Origin of the sequence: Chryseobacterium taiwanense, assembly GCF_000813825.1 — a bacterium.
Taxonomy (GTDB): Bacteria; Bacteroidota; Bacteroidia; order Flavobacteriales; family Weeksellaceae; genus Chryseobacterium; species Chryseobacterium taiwanense.
The window spans coordinates 365368-388508 of the sequence record NZ_JWTA01000004.1 but is presented as its reverse complement, the minus strand read 5'-3'; the positions used below and the strand labels follow the sequence as shown (position 1 = coordinate 388508).

Here is a 23141-nt window from a genome sequence, read left to right as displayed (position 1 = left end):
AAAGTATGAGAATATTAATCATAGGTGAAGGTGGAAGAGAATCTGCTTTGGCAGCAAAACTTCAGAAAGACTCTAGAGTTACTAAAATGTTTTTTGCCAACGGAAACGCTACTACCGATGCAATAGGGAAAAATGTTCATTTGTCAGAGATTAAAGAACTTAGAGACTTTGCAATCAAAGAAAAAGTAGATTTAACGATTGTAGGTCCTGAAGCGCCACTTGTTGCAGGTTTGAAAGATGAATTTAAGAAACATGATCTTAAAGTTTTCGGTCCGACTCAAAAAGTTGCAAGCTTAGAAGGAAGTAAGGCTTTCTCTAAGAAATTTATGCAGACCTATGATATCAAAACAGCAAAAGCGGTAGTATTTGATGCTTATAACGATGCTAAAGAATATATTCAGACACAGCAATATCCATTAGTAGTAAAAGCAAGTGGTCTTGCAGGAGGTAAAGGTGTGGTAATCTGCGAAACATTAGAGGAAGCTGAAGCTACGATTCACGATTTTATGATCAGAAGAGTATTCGGTGATGCAGGTATCCGTATCGTTATCGAAGAATACTTACAAGGTTTTGAAGCTTCTATCATTGCATTCTCAAACGGTGAGAAAATCTTCCCTTGTATTGCTGCTAAAGACTATAAAAAAGCAGGAAAAGGAGATACAGGTCCAAATACAGGAGGTATGGGAACGGTAGCACCAAGCCCTGAATTTACTCAGGAGCATTATGCTGATTTTGAAAAAAATATTCTTGAGCCTACTCTAAAAGGTCTTAAAGGAGAAGGTTTCAGTTTTAAAGGAATCATTTTCTTCGGATTGATGGTGACTAAAAACGGAGCTTACCTACTTGAATACAATATGAGATTCGGAGATCCTGAAACTCAGGTATTAATGGCTCTTATGGAAAACAACCTATTAGATGTTATCCAGGATTGTATGAACGGAAAAGATCTTGAACTTAAATTTAAAGACGAAAAAGCAGTTTGTCTGGTAATGTGTTCAGGAGGATATCCAAGAAACTTCGAAACAGGCTTTGAAATCGTAGGAGAAGACAAAGTGAAACACAGTCAGCTTTTATATGCAGGAGCAGTTAAAAAAGGTGATGCAGTTGTTTCTAACGGAGGTAGAGTGCTGAATATTGTAGCTACCGGAGCAACGTACGAAGATGCCCGCAAAAAAGTTTACGAAGATGCAAGTCATGTACATTTCGATTATGGCTTCTATAGAGAAGACATCGGAAAGTTCTAAATAAAAAATCAAAAAAAGATTTGGAGAAATCCAGGTCTTTTTTTGTAAAGATTTCATCAATAGAATTGGACTTTAGTCCAATTAATAAAAAAGAAATCAAATTGGCTTTAGCTAAAGCTTAAATAAAAATTGAGTTAAGGTTTATACATAATTTTTGTCATTCCGTAGGAATCCCTGCAACAATGATAAAAATGTAAAGAGTTTAGATTCCTGCGGAATGACAAATGCTCTTTTAAACATGAAAAACTCATCAATTATCAATCATCATTTATCAATTATAATAATGAACAACGGTATTATCATATTAGATTTCGGATCACAGTACAATCAGCTTATCGGAAGAAGAATTCGTGAGATGGGTGTATATTCTGAAATTTTACCTTTCAATACACCATTAGCAACTCTTTTAGAAAAACAGCCAAGAGGAATCATCCTTTCAGGAGGACCAAGTTCTGTAAACGCAGAAAATGCTCACTTAGTTGAAAAAGAATTGTATGAACAAGGAATTCCTGTGTTAGGAATTTGCTACGGAATGCAGCTTACTGCACACCTTTTAGGAGGAAAAGTTCATAAAGGAGTAAAAGGTGAATACGGAAAAGCTCACTTAGAAATTGTAAAAGAATCTTCTTTATTGAAAGGTGTTTCTAACAATTCCGTAGTTTGGATGAGTCACTTTGACGAGGTTGGACAATTACCTGCAGGTTTTGAATTGAACGCAACATCTGGAGTGATCGCTTCAATGTCAAACGAAGATAAAAAAATCTACTGCGTACAGTTTCACCCGGAAGTTTCTCATACAGAAGAAGGAGGGAAAATGTTAGAAAATTTCGTTTTCGGAATCTGTAATGCAGAGAAAAACTGGAAGTTGACTAACTATATAGAAAAAACAGTTGAAGAAATCCGTGAAAAAGTAGGAGATCAAAAAGTGATCCTAGGACTTTCAGGAGGAGTAGACTCTTCTGTAGCAGCAGTTTTAATTCATAAAGCAATCGGAGATCAGTTGACTTGTATCTTTGTTGATACTGGTTTATTAAGAAAAGACGAAGGCAAAAAAGTAATGGATAACTATGGAGAACACTTCCATATGAACATTAAAATGGTAGATGCATCTGAAAGATTCCTGTCAAAATTAGCCGGAGTTGATGATCCTGAAGCAAAAAGAAAGATCATCGGAAACGAATTTATTCACGTTTTTGATGAAGAGTCTCATAAAATTGAAGGCGCTAAATTCTTAGCTCAAGGAACAATTTATCCTGACGTAATCGAAAGTCAGTCTGTAAACGGACCTTCTGCAGTGATCAAATCTCACCATAATGTTGGTGGACTTCCTGAAGATATGGAATTTGAATTGTTAGAGCCTCTAAGAGAACTATTCAAAGATGAAGTAAGAAAAGTAGGAGAAGAACTAGGAATTCCTCATCATTTGGTTCACAGACACCCTTTCCCTGGTCCAGGATTAGGAATCAGAATATTAGGAGCGGTAGACGCTGAAAAAGTAAGAATTCTTCAGGAAGCTGATGATATTTTCATCGAAGAATTATACAAAAATGATTTGTATGAAAAAGTTTCTCAGGCTTTCGTAGTACTTCTTCCGGTAAAATCTGTAGGAGTAATGGGAGATGAAAGAACGTACGAATATACAGCAGTAGTTCGTTCTGCAAATACCATCGACTTTATGACGGCAACGTGGAGCAGACTTCCTTACGAGTTTTTAGATACCGTTTCAAGCAGAATCATCAACGAAGTAAGAGGAATCAACAGAGTAGCTTATGATATTTCAAGCAAACCACCTGCAACTATTGAGTGGGAATAATTTTGACTTGAATTTTAAATATAAATCCTGCCTTTGGGCGGGATTTTATATTTGAAGATAATTTTTCTACAGAATATTTTATACTAAGTTTATAAATATCCATCAATTGTTTTTTGAGAGATCGAGTTCTTTTAAATATTTTAATGCTTCTCTTCCTAATAAACTTTTTTCTAAACAGGCACGGTGAAATCCTGAATCGTTAAAAATATAAAATTTATTATCTTTAAACATTGCAGGAAATCCCACAATATCTTGTCCTTCATTTAAAGTTTGGTTGCAAATAGTACACTCACTTTGATTTAAAAAAATTATTGCCATTTCTAAATAGTTTTGATGAATAGTTTGAAGTAAGGATTATGATTTATAAAAATACTATTTACAAATTAATACAAATCTAGAATAGTATTAATTTGTAATTATATTTTCTACATTTGTTCTATGAAGATAGCATTTCTCGGTCCGCAGGCAAGTTTTACACAGTTGGCGGCTTCACAGATATTTCCGGAAGAAGAATTAATACCCCAATCCAGTATTTTGGATTGTTTTAATGCCGTAATGAATAATGAGGTAGATAAAGCCGTTGTACCCCTTGAAAATTCGATAGAAGGAACGGTTTCGATGACATTGGATTATCTCTATAATTTTGATGTTTTTATAGAAACGGAACTGGTGATGCCTATTGCCCATCATTTAATGGTGCATCCTGAAAATTCGGTGGTGGAGAAGATTATTTCTCACCCACAAGCATTAGCTCAAACCTATCATTTTAGACACGAATATTACCCGGAAATTCCATCACAGGATTTTAATTCTACTGCCGCATCTGCAAAATTGGTATCGGAAAAGCCAAATGAAAAATGGGCAGCTGTAGCCAATCGTTCCGCAGCTAAATTATATGGTTTAAAGATCATTCACGAAAATATTCAGGATTTTGAACAGAATCATACCAAGTTTGTGGTGATATCTAAAAACAAAGAAATCTTAGAGCTTCCCTTACAAAAGAGCTCGGAAAAAACGTCTCTTATCATTACCCTTCCTGAAGATCACGCAGGAGGGCTACATCAGGTACTTTCCGTATTTGCATGGCGAAAAATGAACCTTTCAAAAATCGAGAGCCGTACCTTGAAAACAGGATTAGGAAACTATTTTTTCTTTATCAATGTAGCCAGTGAATGGCATCCTGTATTATCTCAAAATGCGATTGATGAACTTATCGCTATTAAAGCCAATGTAAAGTTTTTGGGACATTATAATGAGTATCTGTTTGTGGAATAAACTCGAATAAATTTATTCTTTAAATTGAATATTGGTACATTTATTTTTTTCATACCAATCGAGCCATATTTTTCTGTCTTTTTCGTAAGCTATTCCGGGATATATTCTTGCATAATTAAGTGTGCTTTCAAATGAGACATGAGTATATTTTGAGATAAACTTTAAAGTTTCATGAAATTTTCTTCCTTGAATTGAATAGATAAGTGTATCAATAAATTTTACAGAGGCTAAGAATCTTTCTTTAAACTCAAGATTTTCTTTACAATTAACAGTTTGTCCACAAATATCAGGACTGTCTAAAAGAATTAATCTAAAATCCTCGTAATTAAATGTATCGCTATTTCTATCAAGAAAATAAGACATGTCCCTAGTTTTTGAATCATAATTATATTTGGCATCAGTTTTAATCGTCAAGTTGTAATTTCTTGTCGTATCAATCACTGTGTTAAAAACTTTGTCACATTGTTTAGGCTTGGTAAAATATGCTTGTAATGTATCATTTTTCAAAAAATATACGTAATCATTACCTGTTGAATCAATTCTTGTGATTCTTGTGTCAACATTCAATGTTTCAGATTTAAAATAAACATTTTTTATTCTGTAAGATTTACATGAAACGACAATGAAAAATACAAGAACAAGAATAATAAGTCTGCACATATTTAATTTAGTATTTTGGAGGATTAGGATCAATATATTTTAGAAGAGTAAATCGGGGATTAATCATGTCACCAGTAATATTTTCACAGTCGACAAAATACTCAGCTTTCATTCCTGGTTTCCAGACTATAATATTGTTATCAGTAATTTCTGTCTCCTGAATTTCAGTTCTTAAATTAGCGTAGATTTCTTTTTGCAGAAATAGAGTGTATTTTCTATTTAATCTAATTCTTCTGTAATTTTTATTTACAAAACTGGTGTCAACCATTTTAGTGAAAACACCCTCAATAGAATCATTTTTAAAATGAAAAATATGAATTCCGTTTTTGGTTTCTATTTTAAAGAATTTTGCTTTTGTTAAAACATAATTACCATGTAGAACATATTCTGTATTTTTTCTTGAAATACAACTTGTAAAAAAGCTTACAATCAGTATCAATATTATATTTTTCATCATAAATCAAAAATATAAATCTTTTTTAGATTTTAAATTAAAACTTTCATTAGGAACATTTTTTGAATACCTTAGAACAATCTATTTTTCACAATGATTATGTTTGATAAGCAACAACGAAAACTTAAAAGATCAGCCAAACTATTTTCGGTATTAAGCAAATACGGATTCAAAGATGTATTGGCAAGAATGCAGGGCGGAAAAAAAGTAGATGAGACTTCTGATGAAATCGTTTCCAAAGGAACTGTTTATGAAAGAATTCGATTGGTGTTAGAAGAACTGGGTCCTACTTTTGTGAAATTGGGACAAACTTTTAGCAACAGAGAGGATCTGCTTCCCAAAGAATTGATTCAGGAATTACAGAAATTACAGGATAAAGTGGATACGGTAGAAATGAATGTAGAGGAAATTCTGGAAAATGAGTTTAATATCTCTGTGAATGAACATTTTGCCGATATTCAGAAAGATCCATTAGCAACCGCTTCTATTGCTCAGGTCTATAAAGGAATTTTACTTGATGGAACTGAAGTGATCCTAAAAATTAAAAAACCGGATGTTCAGACCATTATTGAAGATGATTTGTTGCTGATAAAAGATTTGGAAAAACTGATTTCCTCTTATTCCGAAATAGGAGAGAAGCTTAATCTGAAACAGGCGATTTCTACTTTCGAAAGGTCTTTATTAGAAGAGGTTTCTTTGATTAACGAAAAAGAAAATATATTACAATTCAGAAGGAATTTTAAAAATAACAAAGAAACTTATGTTCCGAAAATCTATGAAGAATTTTGCAACAACAATATTCTTTGCATGGAATTTATTGATGGAATAAAAGTTACGGATACTCCAGTTCTTGTAGAAAATGATATTGATCCTGCGAATATTTCAGAAATAGGTTTAAGGCTATTTGTTTCTCAGATCATGGATTATGGTTTCTTTCATGCAGATCCTCATGCCGGAAATATCTTAGTAAAAAAAGATGGAAAAGTTGTTTTCATCGACTTTGGAGCGGTAGGAAAGATTCCGCCTAATGATAAAGAGATTTTGGAGAACCTTATTGTAAGTTTTGTGGCAAAAAATCCTCATAAAATTGTACGGTATCTGAAAAAAATGGCGATTAGCTACCAAATTCCGGATGAAAGAAGATTTGAAAGTGATGTAGAAGATATTCTGAATTTTGTTCACAGTTCGTCTTTGAAAGAAATCAATGCGCAGGTGATTATCAACAAAATGAAAGATGTATTGAAAGATAACCGCTTGTATATGCCGGATTATTTTTATCTTTTATTTAAAGGAATTACTTTGATAGAAGGAGTTGGAAGAAGTATCAACCCCGATCTTGATATTGTAAAAAGTCTGCATCCCCACACCAAAAAAATATTTACAAGAAAGATCAATCCAAAAAATCTGTTGAAAACCGGAATGGACAGAATGATGAATTTCACGGATAACGTGGATGAAATTCCGAAAGAACTGCGTTCCGTGCTGCAAAAATTGGATGAGAATAAATTCACGGTTTCAAGTGAGATAAAAAATCTAGAGAAAACGAATCAGTTAATAAAATCAAGTATTGTTAATTTGATTCTGACAATGGTTTTGGGAGCGAATATCATTGCAACTGCAATTGTATTTGTTTCAGAAGCAGGACCCAGAATAGGAGAGCTGTCATTGGTGGCTGTATTAGGTTTTATTTTTTCAGTATTTTTAGTAATTGTTATTCTGTTGAGAATTACAAGAAAATAATTAAAAATTATATCTGTCATTCTGAATGGAACAAAGTGGAGTGAAGAATCTGTTATTGTTTACTGAGATTCTTCCTTCGTCAGAATGACAAACTTACTCTTAAGTTTTATCTTCAAATTTCCTTTCAAAGTTTAAAAAATTAAATACCTATCTTTGCAAAATGGAAAAACTCACTTTTGCAGATTTTGACCTTCCGGTTAAAATTCTTGATGTTTTAGCAGATTTAGAATTATTTGAACCGACTCCTATTCAGGAAAAAAGCTTGAAACCTATCCTTTCAGGAAGAGATGTGATGGGAATTGCGCAAACCGGAACAGGAAAGACGTTAGCATATCTTTTACCTGTATTGAAAACTTGGAAATACAACAAATCCGGAAATCCAACGGTTTTGGTATTGGTTCCAACCAGAGAATTGGTAGTTCAGGTAACAGAAATCCTTGAAAAATTAACGGAAAACATCACTGCAAGAGTTATAGGAATCTACGGAGGTAAAAATATCAATACACAAAAGTTATTGTTTAATGACGGTTGTGATATTTTGGTAGGAACTCCGGGAAGAGTAATGGATTTGTCTATTGATAACGCCATTTCACTAAAAGAAGTTCAGAAATTAATCATTGATGAGTTTGACGAAATGCTGAATTTAGGGTTCAGACCTCAGTTGACGCATATTTTTGAGATGATGAAAGAGAAAAGACAAAATATTTTATTCTCTGCTACCATGACAGAAGCGGTTGATGAAATGTTGGATGAGTATTTTGCAAGTCCTGTTGAAATTTCATTGGCAAAATCGGGAACACCTCTTGAAAAAATAGAACAGACAGCTTATAAAGTTGAAAACTTCAATACGAAGATCAATTTGCTTGAAAATTTATTGAAAAACAAAGAGGATATGTCCAAAGTTTTGATTTTCAATAACAATAAGAAACACGCAGATTTATTATTTACTAAAATTGATGAACTTTTCCCTGGACAGTTTGATGTTATTCACTCTAATAAGTCTCAGAACTACAGACTGAAAGCAATGAAGCGTTTTGAGAATGAAGAAATACGAGGATTGATTACTACAGACGTAATGGCGAGAGGTTTGGATATCTCGGATATTACCCACGTTATCAACTTTGAAACTCCTGATATTCCTGAACAATATATTCACAGAATCGGTAGAACAGGTAGAGCAGATAAAGATGGTAAAGCAATCACTTTCGTAACGAAAAAAGAAGAAGCATTGGTTCTTGACATCGAGCTATTGATGGATAAAGATTTAAAATTTATCGATTTCCCTGAGGAAGTGAAGATTAATCCTAAGAAAATTGCTTCCGAAGAAGATCAGGTAATCATGAAAAATCCTGCTCAGGTGAAACTTAATGAAGGAGGAGGAGCTTTCCATGAAAAGAAAGCAAAAAATACCAAAGAAAACTGGGGCGGTCCTTCAAAAAGAAAGGCGCCGAAGAAGTTTGGAGCCAACAGAGCACAACAGAAAGCAATCTCTAAGTCTAAGAGAAAGAAATAAAATAAAAAACTCCCTCAATTTGAGGGAGTTTTTTATTTTTATATGGTAAAATTAATCTTCATTATCTTCATTTTCATCCAAGAAGTTTAATTCATCGTCTCTTTGAATGTAATCCTGAGGTATTCCGGGAGGATTGAATAATCCCCAATCATCTACAATAAAATGCTTTGGATTAAATCCGGCTACCCAATCCCTAAATAAAAGGCGAAATTCCTCTATTAGGTTTCTTATTAATTTATAATATTTTGCTTCAGCAAAATCAAACATTTCTAGAGTATTTCCGCTTACCATAATATCTCTTGCTGATTTTCTTATGATGGCAGCATTTTCCATTTTAATATCATAAAGCTTTACCGCTTCTGCACCACAAATTTTAGCCTGAATAACCATAATATCCTCAAGCAGATTGGATTTTAGAGTTTGTAAGTATTCATTCTCTTCAGGAAATAAATCAGTAATAATTCTCAATGTCTGATCTATTTCCTTTGCTTTTTTATAGAGTGGTAGATTCTTTGTGCGGTCGTTCATGAAGTTATTTCATATAAGGATTCATTACAGAAGTCCAAAGCTTATAGCCTTCCGGAGTCATGTGCAACATATCTTCTACAAAAAGCTCTTTTCTGATATTGCCATTTGCATCATTCATCACGCCTGTAATATCTATAAATTCTGAATTCTTTTGCTTTTTCATGAATTTAGCGATCTTTTTATTCGCTTCCTTCATTTGAGGCCATAGCTTTTCTCTGCTTGGCGAATACTTTATTGAAATATAATCTACTTCTATTTTGGGGAATTTCTGACGGACTTTCTGATAGAACGTTTTGAATCTTTCCACTACAACATCTGCTTTTAGTTTGTCATCATCTGCAAAATCGTTTTCTCCGCAATAAATAATGATTTGCTTAGGCTCATAGTTTAAAAGATCATTTGCGTAATAATTAAGATCTGTAAGCCTAGAACCACCAAAACCTCTGTTGATGATTGTTTTAGTAGGGAAATAATTGGCTACATCAGTCCATTTTGTGAAAGAGGAGCTTCCTATCAAAAGAATGGCGTCTTTAGGGGGAGCATTTTCCTGATCTAGCTTTTTGAAATTTTGAATGTCTTGCCAGTACATCGGCTTTTTTTCCTGAGAAAAGAAAAGGGCAAAAGTCAGCAATAAGAATGCTGATAACATCTTCTTCATTGTTTCTAAATTTTTGTAGGATAAAGGTATAAAAAAACTCCCGAAAATATCGGGAGCTATGTGTTATTATCTTTTAAATGAAGCGTAAACGAGATCGTTTACTCCATCTCCGTTATAGTCGATATCACTTGATAAATCTAAAATTTTAAGCTCAGAGCTTGATAAGATTTCTACTTTATAAGGTTGATTATTATCATTGTTATACTTAATGTTTAGAAGTTTAGTTTCTGTATCATAAGTATAAGTACCTTCACTTTTACCAGCGATTTTACAATCTGCACCGGTACCACTATAATATGTATATGAAGTAGAATAATCAATGCTGAAAGAAGTAATATCCTTTACGCTGCATCCGGTTACAGGAGTACTTAAAAGAACTGTTTTACCATCTTTTCCTGATACAATTTCCGTTTTACTTGTCTTCCAATCTCCTTTTAGAATATCTAATTCGTATGCTTGCATATTGTCATCTTCACAAGAAGTAAGCGCCAAAGCTGAAAAGGCAAATAAAAGTAGCTGTTTTTTCATTATCACAAATTTAAGAATGTGCTAAAATATAAATAAATTTGTAATATCTGTAATGAAATAAAGGTTTTTTAAATGAATGTTTGCAAAAAAAATAAATTTATCTGTTTAAGGTTTAAAGTTTAGGGTTTCAAGTTGAATATTTTAACTTTAAATGGAAAACCCTAAACCTTAAAATGTATTAATAGCTCATTTCTACAATTTTGTAAGCATCTTGTGGCGTAAGCTTTTTATATTCACCTAAACCTACCCAATTTCGGTCTGTGAAAGCTTTTTCTACCTTTTCTGCTGTTCCTTTATAGTCTTCCGTATATTCTGAAAGTTTCGTCTGGATATGCAAGCTATGGAAGAATTCCTCCAGTTTTTTAATTCCTAACTCTGCTTTTTCTTCTACGGAACCTTCTTTGATTCCCCAAACTCTTTCCGCATACTGAGCCAGTTTCCCTTTTTTTGTTTCAAAGTTGTAACGATAGTGTGATGGAGCGATGATAGCTAAAGTTCTTGCGTGATCGATTCCGAAATATGCCGTTAATTCGTGTCCCATTGCGTGAACAGCCCAATCGGTAATCACTCCTTTCTGGATTAATCCGTTAAGAGCCATTGTACAACACCACATAAAGTTTCCGGCTGCATCATAATTAAAATCATCTGCCAAAACTTTTGGAGCGGTTTCCTGTAAGCTGATCAGAATACTTTCAGCAATTCTTTCCTGTAGATCTGCAGGAGAAGGAGCTGTCATATACTGTTCCAATACGTGAGTATAAGCATCTGTCAATCCGTTTACAATTTGATTTTTTGGAATAGATCGTACCACTTCCGGATCTAAAACAGAAAACTGAGGGAAAAGTCCCGGTCCTCCCGAAGATAATTTTTCGTTGGTTTCTCTCCTTGAAATAACATATCCTGAATTCATTTCAGAACCTGTAGCCGGTAATGTCAGAATACTTCCGAAAGGCATTCCTTCACCTTCAAAAGTTCTTACTGGCTTTTTAAGGATTTCCCAAGGTTCTCCTTCATAATTGGCTGCTGCAGAAAGGAATTTTGTTCCGTCAATTACAGAGCCACCTCCAACAGCTAATAAGAAAGTGATATTTTTTTCTTTAATAAACAGCAAAGCGTTTACTAAAACCTCATATTCAGGATTGGCAGGAACACCTCCGAATTCATAGAGATCGTGATCTTTTAAAGCTTCTTTTACCTGATCGTAAACACCGTTGTTTTTGATGCTGCCTCCTCCATAGATCATTAAGATTTTAGCATCTTTAGGAATTTCGTTGGAAATTTTAGCAATTTCACCTTTTCCGAAAAGTATTTTTGTAGGGTTTTTAAACTCGAAATTAAGCATTGTTCTTACATTTTTTGTTACCCAAATGTACGGAATGCTTTTTCAAAAATAAGTTAAGATTATTTTAAAATTCCAATCATTATTTTCAATTATACCTATTGAAATTTAGCTTTTATTTCTTCCAGCGTGTAAGTTGCTGGTATCACTTCTTTTCCGGTTCTGTCTAGAAAGCCATAATGATCTGTTCTTGATTTTACTAAAGCCCAGTCTTTTTTTACAGCATCAAACTTTTCTATTTTGGAATAGATGGCAGGAACGACTTCTTTTCCGAATCTATCAATTAATCCATATCCATCAGAGATGGTTTTCACTAAAGCAAAATTCCCATCCAAAACTCCAAATTTTTCTATTTTGGAATAAATAGGCTGTACAATCACCTTTTTTTGTTTATCAATAAATCCAAATGTTCCTGAAGAAGTTTTTACTAACGCCCAACCTTGGTTATACTCATCGTATTTATAAACCTTTTGATATTGGGCAAAAAATAACTGACTGAAGAATACAAATGTTAATACAACTAAATTTTTCATAGATATTCAGATTAATGTTTTTTAGGAGCAAGATATTCAAGAGCTTCGGGGCCTTTTAACATAGCAACAATAAACCCTAAAACAATGATAGCTGTCAGAAGAATAAATACACCAACTATGATTACACCAACTAAAGCCAAAACTCGTAAAATAATAGATTTTAAAGGTTTATCATTATAAAATTCTTTGAAGAAAAAGACTAGTAATAAAGGGGTTAAAAGTAAAGAAATCATACTAACATTGTAAAATGTAGCAGGACTCCCTTTTAAAAAAAATAGGACGGGATAAAATAATACAATAAGTGATATTGTATAAAAAGAAAGAATATAGGAATTGATTACAATATGTTCATAATAATTATGACCCCACTTTTTGAACGATAAATAAGTGAAAAAAGAAAAAAACGGGATGGATAATAGCATGATAAAAGAATTATATGAGGTTACAAACGACATATAATCATGCATAAATTGTGAACCGGCAGCGGCAGCATATTTCTCGCTTTGAAAATGTTTCATAACGGTATCTGCCATTCCTAATATTTTATAAGAAATAAAAGCCGAAATACCACTTAATACAAACGCCAGTAAAATAGGTTTGTAATGATTAACTCGGTTCCCTTCTATAAATTCACGGGCGGTTTTTCCCGGATTTTTGATGATATTTTTTACAGAGTATAAAAAGCCTTTATTCGTATGAATGAAAGTATACTGCACTTCATCCATAATATACTTTCTGTCGATTCTTTTATACTTTTTTTGTCCACAATTCCCACAAAAATTTGCTGTAATAGGTTGACTACAGTTTAAACAAGTTGATTCCATGATGTAAAGTTTTTTAGAATGTGGTGTTATTGTGAATTTCTATATTTTATTTCCTCATTGATCTGAGTCAATATAATCAGCGTAGGTAATAAAGTCATAAAACTGCCAATAGCAGGAGCAATAAGAACAAACTTTTTTGTAGAAATGGCAAAATAGAAAAGAATACAAAAAGCAACCATTAGAAGTAGAGCTATAGCAATGGTAATACTTTGTATCTTTTTTTTCTGGGCATAGAGTTGCTCCAGTGTTAATTCCTTGAATTTTTGGTTTTTCATAGTTTTTGTAAAATAGTAAAAACGAAACTATTAAAAAACGAGTAGAAAAACAAAATTAAATTCACTTAATGTTAATAAAATAAAAAAAAATAGTCTAATGTTTGTAGTAAAGAATGAATATTTTTATTGAATAATTGTAATTATTGGCAATCGCTATTTTGAGAATATATTCCTTTACTTTTTGAATCTATTTTACCAGTTTTTCTGTTTATTTTAATCCAAAATGATTCTTTTGTAACAGGGCAGTTTTTGAATTTTGAAAGATACATGGTGATATAGTGGTCTTCAATTTTGTAGGCTCCACCAGAGATATCAGAAGAGTCAACTGTAAAGCCATAAGTATTGGCTACTAAAATTGCTTCTGGAAGATTATCAACAGAGCCGATGAAATTTCTTAATTGCTGTTCGTTTGAGAAATATTTCGACTGGCTATTTTCACAGGCAATAAGGAAAGTAAAACAGTTTTCACCTAAACATTTCTGAAAGAAACCTTTTTCAGGAGCGGGATCGTTAATCGTCATAAATTCTGGTGCCTGACTTTCATAGACAATCGCTTTGTCCGGATCCGGATTATTACGAAATACTGACCAATATTCATATTTTTTCTCGGGAACAATGAAAGGATACAGCAGCTCTGTATTATCCAGGATTTCAGGAATTTTTTTGAAATCGGAAGGAACTGTATTTTGGGAGAGTAATAAACCCGGTATCAGAAAAGAAAAAATTGAAATAATTCTCATAACTATTTTTCAGATAAAACAATGCCAATGAAGCTACTTGAATATAATTTTATAATATCCTTTGTCATCTGTTACATCTATATTGACTCCTGTAAATGTTAACTTATTGATTTGATAGCCATCACAACCACCTTTAAATTCAGATGATTGTATGGAGAAATCAAAAATCTTAAGATTTGAACTAAATGTATAGTTTTTAGTACCATTATAGGCTCCCACATTCTCTAAAATGATTTTATCATCAGAAGTTTTGGTCAGCTGTACTCCGGTTTGATTTTCTTCAACCACAGAGTAAGAGCTTAAAGTTCCATTGGTGATCAGGTTTTCATCATTAGCATTCACGAATTCAAAAACGATCGGTTGAGGAGCATTATAACAATCCTCACCGCACGCGGTGAAAAGAAAAGTCATTACAAGGAATATAAATATCTTTTTCATGGAATAGAGATTGGTGTGAAATGTAAAATTAATTATTAATGTCTTGCAATCAAAATTAGAATGAACCTGAATTATTGTAACGAGTTCTAAATATTTTTAAAACCTGCGAAAGCTGATAATCCGTAATATCAAAATCATCAATATTGATTTCTATTTTCTCATTATTATGAAAAAAGTATAAATAATTAATTTCAGGTTGGTAATCATGTTTTGATTCGCGTGTTACTACACGTTTTACAATAATTTTTTCAAGCTGGATATGATTCCATAAGTACGTAGGATTATTCTTTATTTGTATTCCTTTTTCATTGATAGAAATGATAATTTGTGATATTTTCTTTATCTCTATAATTATTTTGAAAATAAAATAACCTGTAAATGCACTAAGTATAATTAATATAAATATTGCTGTTCCATTGAGTTTAAATTTAAGGTACAAAAGAAAAAATGATCCCAAAATCATAAAAATACTGTAAGTGGCAATAGCAATAATTCTGCCCGACCTTGAATATTTTATAATTACTTCTTCCGGAAGAGTATTTTCATTGTATTCTATTTTTTCACTCTTATGAATAGAATATTCTCTATGAATGAAAACTCCATTAATAAAGGTTCCAATAAAGAAAATAAGTGAAATTAGAATAGAATACTGTAATAAATAAACACCTAATAAAAATGCTAAGATTCCTAAGATCGCGTAAAAAATAATTCCAAATTTCATTTATGGTTATAGTTTTTTACGAAGATACATATAAACTTAATTTACTTTAGATACCTAAAAAGTATTTTCGTTTCTTAATACTCATGACTTCAATAAAAAACAATATCACTGAATTGAATTTTTTAAGAAAACACTTTTGAATAGAATATAGAATAGTGTATATATCCTGCAAAAATATCCATAAAATTTATATAATTTTAAACTAAACGTCATTTGAAATCAAATGAAAATCTCCTACATTTGTTATATGATACACGACCAACGCGCAGAAAAATTCAGGCAGATTGTGGAAAATAAGTTCCAGATCTACAATTCATTATTTATGAGCCTGCCTTATGATAAAATGACGAATATCGGGATGTTGCTTCCTTTCCTTTGTGAAGAAAGTAAGATCGGCTACGAAGCCGGAAAAACACCCGAAGACATCGTTGAAGAATTCTTTAAAAATCATACCGATTTACAGACTGAAGAGCAAAAGACCGAATTGCTTTTTAAAATTATACAATATATTGAGAGACAGGTTGTTCTGTTTGATAGTATTGAAGATGCTGCATTTCCGAACCTTCACTCTGAAAGTGATAACGGAACGGTAACCAATATGTACGAACGTTCATTGCAGGATCATAAACTGGAGAAAATTCGTGAAAAACTGAAAGATTTTGCGGTGAAAGTTGTTTTTACGGCTCACCCAACACAGTTCTATCCGAATTCGGTACAGAGAATCCTTCATGACCTTAGAAATGCTATTACGACAGATTCTATCACGAATATCGATATGTTGTTACAGCAATTGGGGAAAACTCCGTTTGTGAACAAAGAAAAACCAACTCCGATTGATGAAGCTTTGAGTATTATTTATTACTTGAGATATGTTTATTACGATACAATTGGAGAGCTTTTCACAAAAATAAAATCGACTTTCGGAAGTGAGTATTTTCATTTGCACGAAGATTTGATCCAATTAGGTTTTTGGCCGGGAGGTGACCGTGACGGAAATCCTTTCGTAACCGCAGAAGTAACAAAAAGAGTAGCGGAAGAACTTCATTCTGCCATTTTGAAAGCTTACTACAATAATCTGAAAACGGTTCGAAGAAGATTAAGTTTTAGAGGGGTTTCAGATGTTTTGACAAAACTTAGTAACGAGTTATATTCTGCAATCTTCAGAAATGAAAAAATCACAGCGGATGACATTATTAAAAGATTGGAAGAAGCTGAGAAGATTTTAGTTGAACAGCACAATTCTTTGTTCTTGGATCTTTTGGTAAACTTCAAAGATCGTGTAAGAATTTTCGGAACTCACTTTGCGACATTGGATGTTCGTCAGGACAGCAGAATTCATCAGAAGGTGATAGATGAAGTATTTACTAAAGTTTACGGAACTCTTGGAGCAAGTCATGAAGATAAATTTAATCGATTAATTCAGATCTCAGAAAAAGTAAATCCTGATGATTTTGAAGATATTATTAAAGATACTTTGTTGACGGTTTCTCAGGTTTCAGAAATTCAACAATTGAATGGATTGAGAGGAATGAATCGATATATTATCTCCAACTCCGATGCCGTAAAAGATGTGATGAATGTGTATGCATTTTTCAAAATCTGTGGGTATCAGGATGAAGACATCAATATGGATATTGTTCCCCTTTTCGAAACAATGGAAGGTCTTGCCAATGCTGAAAATGTAATGCAAGAATTATATCAGAATCCTGTGTACAAAAAACATTTGGAAAAAAGAGGAAATCAGCAGACCATTATGCTTGGTTTCTCAGACGGAACAAAAGACGGAGGATATCTGAAAGCAAACTGGGAAATCTATAAGGCAAAAGAAGTATTAACGAAACTTTCCGAAGAAAACGGAATTAAAGTCGTATTCTTCGATGGTAGAGGGGGGCCACCAGCAAGAGGAGGAGGTAAAACGCACGATTTTTACGCTTCGCAAGGAAAAACAATCGCGAATAATAAAATTGAATTAACGATTCAGGGACAAACGATTACCAGTATTTTCGGAAATAAAGAACAGGCAAAATACAATTTTGAACAACTTCTGACAGCTGGAGTAGAGAATGATGTCTTTAAAAATGCTAAAAAGGACTTAACAGAAAAAGAAAGAGCGTTAATCATTGAATTGGCAGAAATCAGTTATCAGAAATATTCAGATCTGAAAGCCCATCCAATGTTTGTTCCATATCTTCAGGAAATGAGTACGCTTGAATATTATGGAAAAGCCAATATAGGAAGCCGTCCGTCAAAAAGAGGAGGGGGAAGTGAGCTTAAATTTGAAGATTTAAGAGCGATTCCGTTTGTAGGTTCATGGGCACAATTGAAACAAAACGTTCCCGGATTTTTCGGTTTCGGTTTTGCGATGCAGCAGTTGAAAGAGGAGGGAAGATTTGGTGAAGTGATAGAATTGTACAAAGGTTCAGACTTCTTTAAAACGTTAGTGCTAAACTCAATGATGAGTATGAATAAGACTTATTTCCCATTGACTTACTATATTAAAAACAACCCTAAATTCGGGGCATTCTGGAATGTGTTGTTTGATGAATATACACTTTCCAAAAATATTATGCTGGAACTGACAGGACTTAAAATGCTTCAGGAAGAAGACCCGTTATCCAGAAAATCGGTGAAGATCCGTGAAAGAATAGTTCTTCCGTTATTAAGCATTCAGCAGTATGCATTAATGAAAATTCAGAAAGGAGAAGGCGATGTAGAAGCATACGGAAAGTTGGTAACACGTTCGTTGTTTGGGAATATTAATGCGAGTAGAAATTCAGCGTAAAAATATCCTAATTGTCATTCTGAACGAAGTGAAGAATCTCCAAAACAAAACTATTGAATTATAAATTATAATGATTTATATAAAACAAAAACCTCTCAATCTGAGAGGTTTTTCAATTTATTCTTTTATAAATTTTTCATAGTAAATCTTATCCTTCGTCTGAATTTTCAGATAATAAACTCCTTTGGGAAAACTCTCAACTTTCACAGATTTTTGATTGTTGACTTTAGTAATTAATTGTCCTAAATTATCATAAACTTCCAAATAAAGAACATCACTTTCAGAAGCAATATTTAAAATATTTTTTACAGGATTTGGAAAAATAGCAACAGAATTTTTCTTAACGAGTTCAGAAGTATTTAAAACAGAATTATAAAAGCCTCCGAAGTTAAGGATTCCATATCCCATTTGATCGGTATAGCTTGGAGCAAGAGAGGCGGTTTGGCGTAATTTATTTCTCATAAGATCTCTGTTCATCGTAGAAAAAGCCTGAATAAGACAGGCAACTCCACCTGCAGCAATGGGTGTTGCAATAGAGGTTCCGGAAACAGTGATGAGAGATCCGTTGTCTACTGTTGTCGAATTTGTTCCTCTTGCAGCTGCATCAGGTTTGATTGCTCCTGCTGAATTGGGTCCATACGATGAAAATGCTGAAGACAGATTAGCAGAATCTACCGAGCCTATTGAGAACACTTTGGCGTTATCTGCCGGTGTTGTAATGTAATGCCAAGGCTGTTCTCCTGAATTTCCGGCTGCTATCAGTACAAATATCCCTTTATTAACGGCAATTTCAGCTCCTCTTGCAATGAATGAAGTAGTTCCGTTCATATTGGAGTAAGAATAGTTGTATTTAGAATCGTCAAAAACAGAATATCCTAAAGAAGAGGTAATAAGGTCTACGCCTTTTCTGTCTGCTTCTTCTGCAGCTTCAATCCAGTACATTTCTTCTTCCGGAATTTCTACAGTGGTATTTTCACTTCTGTAAAGATAAAAATCTGCATCGGGAGCCGATCCTACAAAACTATTTTGAAGGTAGCCTCCGATTGCTCCCAATACCACAGAACCATGATTGTTTAGTGAAGTATTGTAAATATCCGTGCTTTTTGTGGCGAAATCATAACCACCTTTTATTTGATTGTTGGTCCATAATCTTGAAAAAGCAGCACCTGTGTTTACGAAAGGAAATCCGGTGTCGATTACTGCAATAGTAACTCCTGTTCCGGTGTATCCTGCAAGATGCAATGGTTTTAAATTAATTTGATCAATCTGTTCTAAGCCAGAACCATAATTAAAGATGGTGGACACATTATTCGTTTTCTCAAAATCGTTCCATTTATTTTGATACTGAACTTTTACAGTTAATGAAGAGTTTTTGGCAAAACTTTGTACAGACGAAACAAACGGAAGTGTTTTGATAAGATTGACCTGAGCTTGATTAACAGTTACAGCAACTCCATTAAGCCATTTGGAATAATCGGTAACAGGAATGCCTAAATTCTGAATACTTTGTATGAAAGACTGCTCTATTGGAGCGTCCTGATCGTTTAAGGCAATACCAAGTGTCGCTCTTCTGTTTAAAGACTTCTGAGTTAATTCTGATAATGGATTTGCATAAAACACAGCTTTATTCGGTTTATCATTAAAATAAACAAAAACAAGTTCTGTCTGAGCAGAAAATGAAGAGCAAATTGCTAAAAAACAAAAAGATAGAAATCTATTCATGCATTTATTTTGTATAAAGATAAAACAAAATCAATAAAATTTTTAAAAGGATATTAAATTCCTTATTTTTACAGAAATAATTTATTACGAAATCGTCTCATGATTATTTTATGTAAGCCGATATTGAGAATTTGAGCGATTGCGTAGGATTAAACAATAAAATTTATATATGAAAAAAATTCAGATGGTTGACTTGCAAAGTCAGTATTACAAAATAAAGAACGAAGTAGATAATGCAGTTTTAAATGTAATGGATTCTGCGGCTTTTATCAATGGTCCTGAAGTAAAGTCTTTCCAGAATGAATTGGAGTCTTATTTAGATGTAAAGCATGTGATTCCTTGTGCAAACGGAACAGATGCATTGCAGATTGCTTTAATGGCATTAGATTTACAGGAAGGTGATGAGGTGATCACGGCTGATTTTACTTTTGCAGCAACTGTAGAGGTGATTCATTTGCTTAAACTTAAATCTGTTTTGGTAGATGTTGATTACGATACATTTACAATTTCAACAGAAGCTATAAAAAAAGCGATTACTCCAAGAACAAAAGCTATTATTCCGGTTCATATCTTCGGACAATGTGCGAATATGGAAGAAATTCAGAAAATCGCTGAAGAAAATAACCTATACGTTATTGAAGACAATGCACAGGCAATCGGTGCTGATTATACTTTTGCTGATGGAACCGTAAAAAAATCGGGAACAATGTCAACGGTGGGTACTACTTCATTCTTTCCATCTAAAAACTTAGGTTGCTATGGAGATGGAGGAGCTATTTTTACTAACAATGATGATTTAGCACACCGTTTGAGAGGGATTGTTAACCATGGAATGTACGAAAGATATTATCATGATGAGGTGGGAGTGAATTCTCGTTTAGACAGTATTCAGGCTGCGGTATTGAGAAAGAAACTTCCTCATTTGGATTCTTACAACGAGGCGAGAAGAAAAGCTGCTGATTTTTATGATGAAGCTTTTGCCAATCATTCAAATATTTTAACTCCTAAGAGAGCTGAAGATTCTACTCATGTTTTCCACCAGTATACATTAAGAATTTTGAACGGTAAGCGTAATGAATTACAAAAATTCTTAACGGAAAAAGAAATTCCTGCAATGATCTATTATCCGGTAGCATTGAGAAAACAAAAAGCATATTATCAGGAAAGTAATGACGCTGATTTTGTAAACACAGATAAGCTTTTGGGTGAAGTAATTTCTCTGCCAATGCACACAGAACTAGATGACGAACAGTTGAAGTATATTACTGATGCTGTGTTGGAATTTATGGGGTAATTAATTAATGAAAAGAAAGATATTTAAATATAAACCAGTTTATTACTTAGCTGTAATTGTTAGTTTATTACTTTTTATATTATCTGCATTTTCACTTCTTGGATTATTTAATAATTTCAGCATATTTAAAACATTAATTATAGGTATTTCGCTAGTTATCAATTCATTTGCATTTATTAATTTGATTGAAAAATATGATAAAGCAGTTGTATTTCTAAATCTTAGTTTATTTCTAGCGATTTTTATAATGGGCTATCCTTTATTAATAGGGTTTTTAAAAGGATATAATATTTTAGAAAATTATCGTTTTAAGTTTCTAGTTTCATTCATATTAATTTTAATCATTGTCAATGTATTTAAAATAAAGGAACATAAAGGAATTAATGAAATAGAAGATATAGGAACAGGCAATGATTAAAAAAAACAATTACTAAAAAATGGCAATACTCGTAACGGGAGGTCTTGGATATATTGGTTCACATACCGTTGTAGAACTTTTGAATAACGATTTTGATGTTGTTATTGTAGATGATTTATCAAATTCGGAAAAATTTATTTTAAAAAATATAGAAGAAATTACGGGTAAAAAGCCTGTTTTCTATCCTTTCGATTTAAAAAGAAAAGAACTTTTGAATCAGGTTTTTGAAGCGCATCAAATTGATGGTTGTATCAATTTTGCTGCCTATAAAGCAGTAGGAGAGAGCCAGGAAAAGCCGGTTGATTATTATGAAAATAATTTATTTTCTTTAATTAATATTCTTCAGGAGTTTAAAACAAGAGATATTTCAAACTTTATATTCAGTTCGTCTTGTACAGTGTACGGACAAGCTGATGTAATGCCAATCGATGAAAATACACCACTAAAATTACCCGAAAGTGTATATGGGAAAACCAAACAGATGGGTGAGGAAATTTTGATCGATTTTGCGAAAGCATATGGACGAAAAATTTCGTTATTACGATATTTTAATCCTATTGGTGCACATCCAACGGCAAAATTGGGGGAGCTTCCAATTGGTGTTCCTAATAATTTAGTACCTTATGTAATGCAGACTGCTGCGGGAATAAGAGAGAAATTAAGTGTGTGGGGAGATGATTATCCAACTATAGATGGAACAGCAGTTCGAGACTATATTTATGTCGTGGACTTGGCAAAAGCCCATGTTGCTGCTTTGAAAAGATTGATGGAAATTCAGTCAGAAGAGGCTGTAATTGATGTTTACAATTTGGGAACAGGAAAAGGTTCTTCAGTATTGGAAGTGGTCAAAGCTTTTGAAAAAGCAAATAATGTTGAGGTTCCTTACCAGATTTGTGCAAGAAGGGAAGGTGATATCACGATTGCTTATGCTAATGCAGATAAAGCGGAAAATGAACTTAACTGGAAATCAGAAACCTCTTTGGAGGATGCTTTGAAAACCACTTGGGAATGGCAAAAATATTTAAATTCAAGAAATTAATTTTTGAGTTTAAAATTTTCAAAATTTGTAGAAAAAGTTATAAAATTAAATAATACTTTAGCTAAATATTGGTTTATGTATTAAAGAACCTTTATAAGCGAAATTTTAAATGCACATTATGAAAACAGAAAGAATAGGCATTACATTTTCCTCGTTTGATTTGCTTCATGCCGGCCACATAAAAATGTTGGAAGAAGCGAAAACGGTATGTGATTATCTGATTGTAGGATTACAGATTGATCCTTCGCATGACAGGCCTAATAAAAACAAACCTACCCAGACCATTGTAGAAAGGTATATCCAGCTAAAAGCAGTCAATGCAGTAGATGAGATCATTCCTTATTACACAGAAGAAGATTTGGAAGATATTTTGAAATCATTCGTTATAGACGTTAGAATTATCGGAGACGATTATATGGATAAAGATTTTACTGGAAAAAAATACTGTGAAGAAAAAGGAATCCAGATTTTTTACAATAAGAGAGATCATAGATTTTCATCCAGCGATCTAAGGAAAAGAATTTTTGAAGCTGAGAAATCAAAATTGTCAAAATAAAGAAATAAAAAAATCCCGAAATTAGTTTCGGGATTTTTTGTACTATA

At 32.9% G+C, this 23141-nt stretch carries 24 protein-coding genes; 10 read left to right on the top strand and 14 right to left on the bottom strand.

The window, feature by feature from the left end:
• Window positions 1-5: 5 nt before the first annotated feature.
• A complete protein-coding gene (gene purD / locus RM51_RS05250; RefSeq protein ID WP_039365854.1) occupies window positions 6-1244 on the top strand; it encodes a phosphoribosylamine--glycine ligase in 1239 nt (412 codons plus the stop codon).
• 283 nt (window positions 1245-1527) lie between these two features.
• The gene (guaA, locus tag RM51_RS05245) at window positions 1528-3057 is read left to right on the top strand and encodes a glutamine-hydrolyzing GMP synthase (RefSeq protein WP_039365852.1); all 1530 of its coding nucleotides are present in this window, start codon (window positions 1528-1530) and stop codon (window positions 3055-3057) included.
• 102 nt (window positions 3058-3159) lie between these two features.
• On the opposite strand, the gene RM51_RS05240 is transcribed toward guaA, so the two are convergent.
• The gene (locus RM51_RS05240; protein WP_039365850.1) at window positions 3160-3375 is read right to left on the bottom strand and encodes a hypothetical protein; all 216 of its coding nucleotides are present in this window, start codon (window positions 3373-3375) and stop codon (window positions 3160-3162) included.
• A gap of 120 nt (window positions 3376-3495) precedes the next feature.
• On the opposite strand from RM51_RS05240, the gene pheA reads away from it, so the two are divergent.
• Entirely contained in the window at window positions 3496-4332 is an 837-nt protein-coding gene (pheA, locus tag RM51_RS05235; protein ID WP_039365848.1) for a prephenate dehydratase, read from the top strand.
• Between the two features lie 12 nt (window positions 4333-4344).
• On the opposite strand, the gene RM51_RS05230 is transcribed toward pheA, so the two are convergent.
• Window positions 4345-4992, bottom strand: a complete 648-nt coding sequence (locus RM51_RS05230) for a hypothetical protein (protein WP_039365847.1) — start codon at window positions 4990-4992, stop codon at window positions 4345-4347.
• A 7-nt stretch (window positions 4993-4999) separates the two neighbouring features.
• A complete protein-coding gene (locus RM51_RS05225; RefSeq protein WP_039365845.1) occupies window positions 5000-5449 on the bottom strand; it encodes a hypothetical protein in 450 nt (149 codons plus the stop codon).
• A gap of 96 nt (window positions 5450-5545) precedes the next feature.
• Here RM51_RS05225 and RM51_RS05220 point away from each other — a divergent pair, with 96 nt between their 5' ends.
• Together RM51_RS05220 and RM51_RS05215 are read left to right on the top strand one after the other, a co-directional pair.
• Entirely contained in the window at window positions 5546-7186 is a 1641-nt protein-coding gene (locus RM51_RS05220) for an ABC1 kinase family protein (RefSeq protein WP_039365843.1), read from the top strand.
• Between the two features lie 160 nt (window positions 7187-7346).
• Window positions 7347-8699: a DEAD/DEAH box helicase gene (locus RM51_RS05215; RefSeq protein ID WP_039365841.1), complete on the top strand. Its 1353-nt coding sequence runs from the start codon at window positions 7347-7349 to the stop codon at window positions 8697-8699.
• Window positions 8700-8750: 51 nt separating this feature from the next.
• Here RM51_RS05215 and RM51_RS05210 read toward each other — a convergent pair whose 3' ends face one another.
• The 10 genes from RM51_RS05210 to RM51_RS05165 all read right to left on the bottom strand — a co-directional run bounded on the left by RM51_RS05210 (window position 8751) and on the right by RM51_RS05165 (window position 15283).
• Window positions 8751-9227, bottom strand: coding sequence for a hypothetical protein (locus RM51_RS05210; protein ID WP_039365839.1), 477 nt, complete (start codon window positions 9225-9227; stop codon window positions 8751-8753).
• A gap of 4 nt (window positions 9228-9231) precedes the next feature.
• Window positions 9232-9885 (bottom strand): GDSL-type esterase/lipase family protein, encoded by a 654-nt coding sequence (locus RM51_RS05205; protein WP_039365837.1) that lies wholly within the window; start codon window positions 9883-9885, stop codon window positions 9232-9234.
• 66 nt (window positions 9886-9951) lie between these two features.
• Entirely contained in the window at window positions 9952-10413 is a 462-nt protein-coding gene (locus tag RM51_RS05200) for a lipocalin-like domain-containing protein (protein WP_039365835.1), read from the bottom strand.
• Window positions 10414-10591: 178 nt separating this feature from the next.
• Window positions 10592-11755 carry an iron-containing alcohol dehydrogenase gene (locus RM51_RS05195; protein ID WP_039365831.1) on the bottom strand — a complete coding sequence of 388 codons (1164 nt, stop codon included), beginning with the start codon at window positions 11753-11755 and terminating at the stop codon, window positions 10592-10594.
• A gap of 95 nt (window positions 11756-11850) precedes the next feature.
• Entirely contained in the window at window positions 11851-12285 is a 435-nt protein-coding gene (locus tag RM51_RS05190) for a WG repeat-containing protein (protein ID WP_039365829.1), read from the bottom strand.
• A gap of 11 nt (window positions 12286-12296) precedes the next feature.
• Complete coding sequence (locus tag RM51_RS05185; protein ID WP_039365827.1) at window positions 12297-13109, bottom strand: DUF3667 domain-containing protein; 813 nt, start codon at window positions 13107-13109, stop codon at window positions 12297-12299.
• Between the two features lie 26 nt (window positions 13110-13135).
• The gene (locus RM51_RS05180; RefSeq protein WP_039365825.1) at window positions 13136-13384 is read right to left on the bottom strand and encodes a hypothetical protein; all 249 of its coding nucleotides are present in this window, start codon (window positions 13382-13384) and stop codon (window positions 13136-13138) included.
• Window positions 13385-13524: 140 nt separating this feature from the next.
• Window positions 13525-14124 (bottom strand): hypothetical protein, encoded by a 600-nt coding sequence (locus tag RM51_RS05175; RefSeq protein ID WP_039365824.1) that lies wholly within the window; start codon window positions 14122-14124, stop codon window positions 13525-13527.
• A gap of 33 nt (window positions 14125-14157) precedes the next feature.
• On the bottom strand, window positions 14158-14562 hold the full coding sequence (locus tag RM51_RS05170) for a putative periplasmic lipoprotein (protein ID WP_039365822.1): 405 nt from the start codon (window positions 14560-14562) through the stop codon (window positions 14158-14160).
• Between the two features lie 55 nt (window positions 14563-14617).
• Window positions 14618-15283 (bottom strand): hypothetical protein, encoded by a 666-nt coding sequence (locus RM51_RS05165; RefSeq protein WP_039365820.1) that lies wholly within the window; start codon window positions 15281-15283, stop codon window positions 14618-14620.
• 247 nt (window positions 15284-15530) lie between these two features.
• On the opposite strand from RM51_RS05165, the gene RM51_RS05160 reads away from it, so the two are divergent.
• Window positions 15531-18065 (top strand): phosphoenolpyruvate carboxylase, encoded by a 2535-nt coding sequence (locus RM51_RS05160; protein WP_039365819.1) that lies wholly within the window; start codon window positions 15531-15533, stop codon window positions 18063-18065.
• 117 nt (window positions 18066-18182) lie between these two features.
• On the opposite strand, the gene RM51_RS05155 is transcribed toward RM51_RS05160, so the two are convergent.
• Complete coding sequence (locus tag RM51_RS05155) at window positions 18183-19787, bottom strand: S8/S53 family peptidase (protein ID WP_039365817.1); 1605 nt, start codon at window positions 19785-19787, stop codon at window positions 18183-18185.
• A gap of 169 nt (window positions 19788-19956) precedes the next feature.
• Here RM51_RS05155 and RM51_RS05150 point away from each other — a divergent pair, with 169 nt between their 5' ends.
• The 4 genes from RM51_RS05150 (at window position 19957) to RM51_RS05135 (ending at window position 23094) form a co-directional block, all read left to right on the top strand.
• Window positions 19957-21081, top strand: coding sequence for a DegT/DnrJ/EryC1/StrS family aminotransferase (locus RM51_RS05150; RefSeq protein ID WP_039365815.1), 1125 nt, complete (start codon window positions 19957-19959; stop codon window positions 21079-21081).
• A gap of 7 nt (window positions 21082-21088) precedes the next feature.
• Entirely contained in the window at window positions 21089-21499 is a 411-nt protein-coding gene (locus RM51_RS05145; RefSeq protein ID WP_039365813.1) for a hypothetical protein, read from the top strand.
• Window positions 21500-21518: 19 nt separating this feature from the next.
• Entirely contained in the window at window positions 21519-22538 is a 1020-nt protein-coding gene (gene galE, locus RM51_RS05140) for a UDP-glucose 4-epimerase GalE (protein WP_039365811.1), read from the top strand.
• Between the two features lie 118 nt (window positions 22539-22656).
• Complete coding sequence (locus RM51_RS05135; protein WP_039365809.1) at window positions 22657-23094, top strand: adenylyltransferase/cytidyltransferase family protein; 438 nt, start codon at window positions 22657-22659, stop codon at window positions 23092-23094.
• Window positions 23095-23141: the final 47 nt, after the last annotated feature.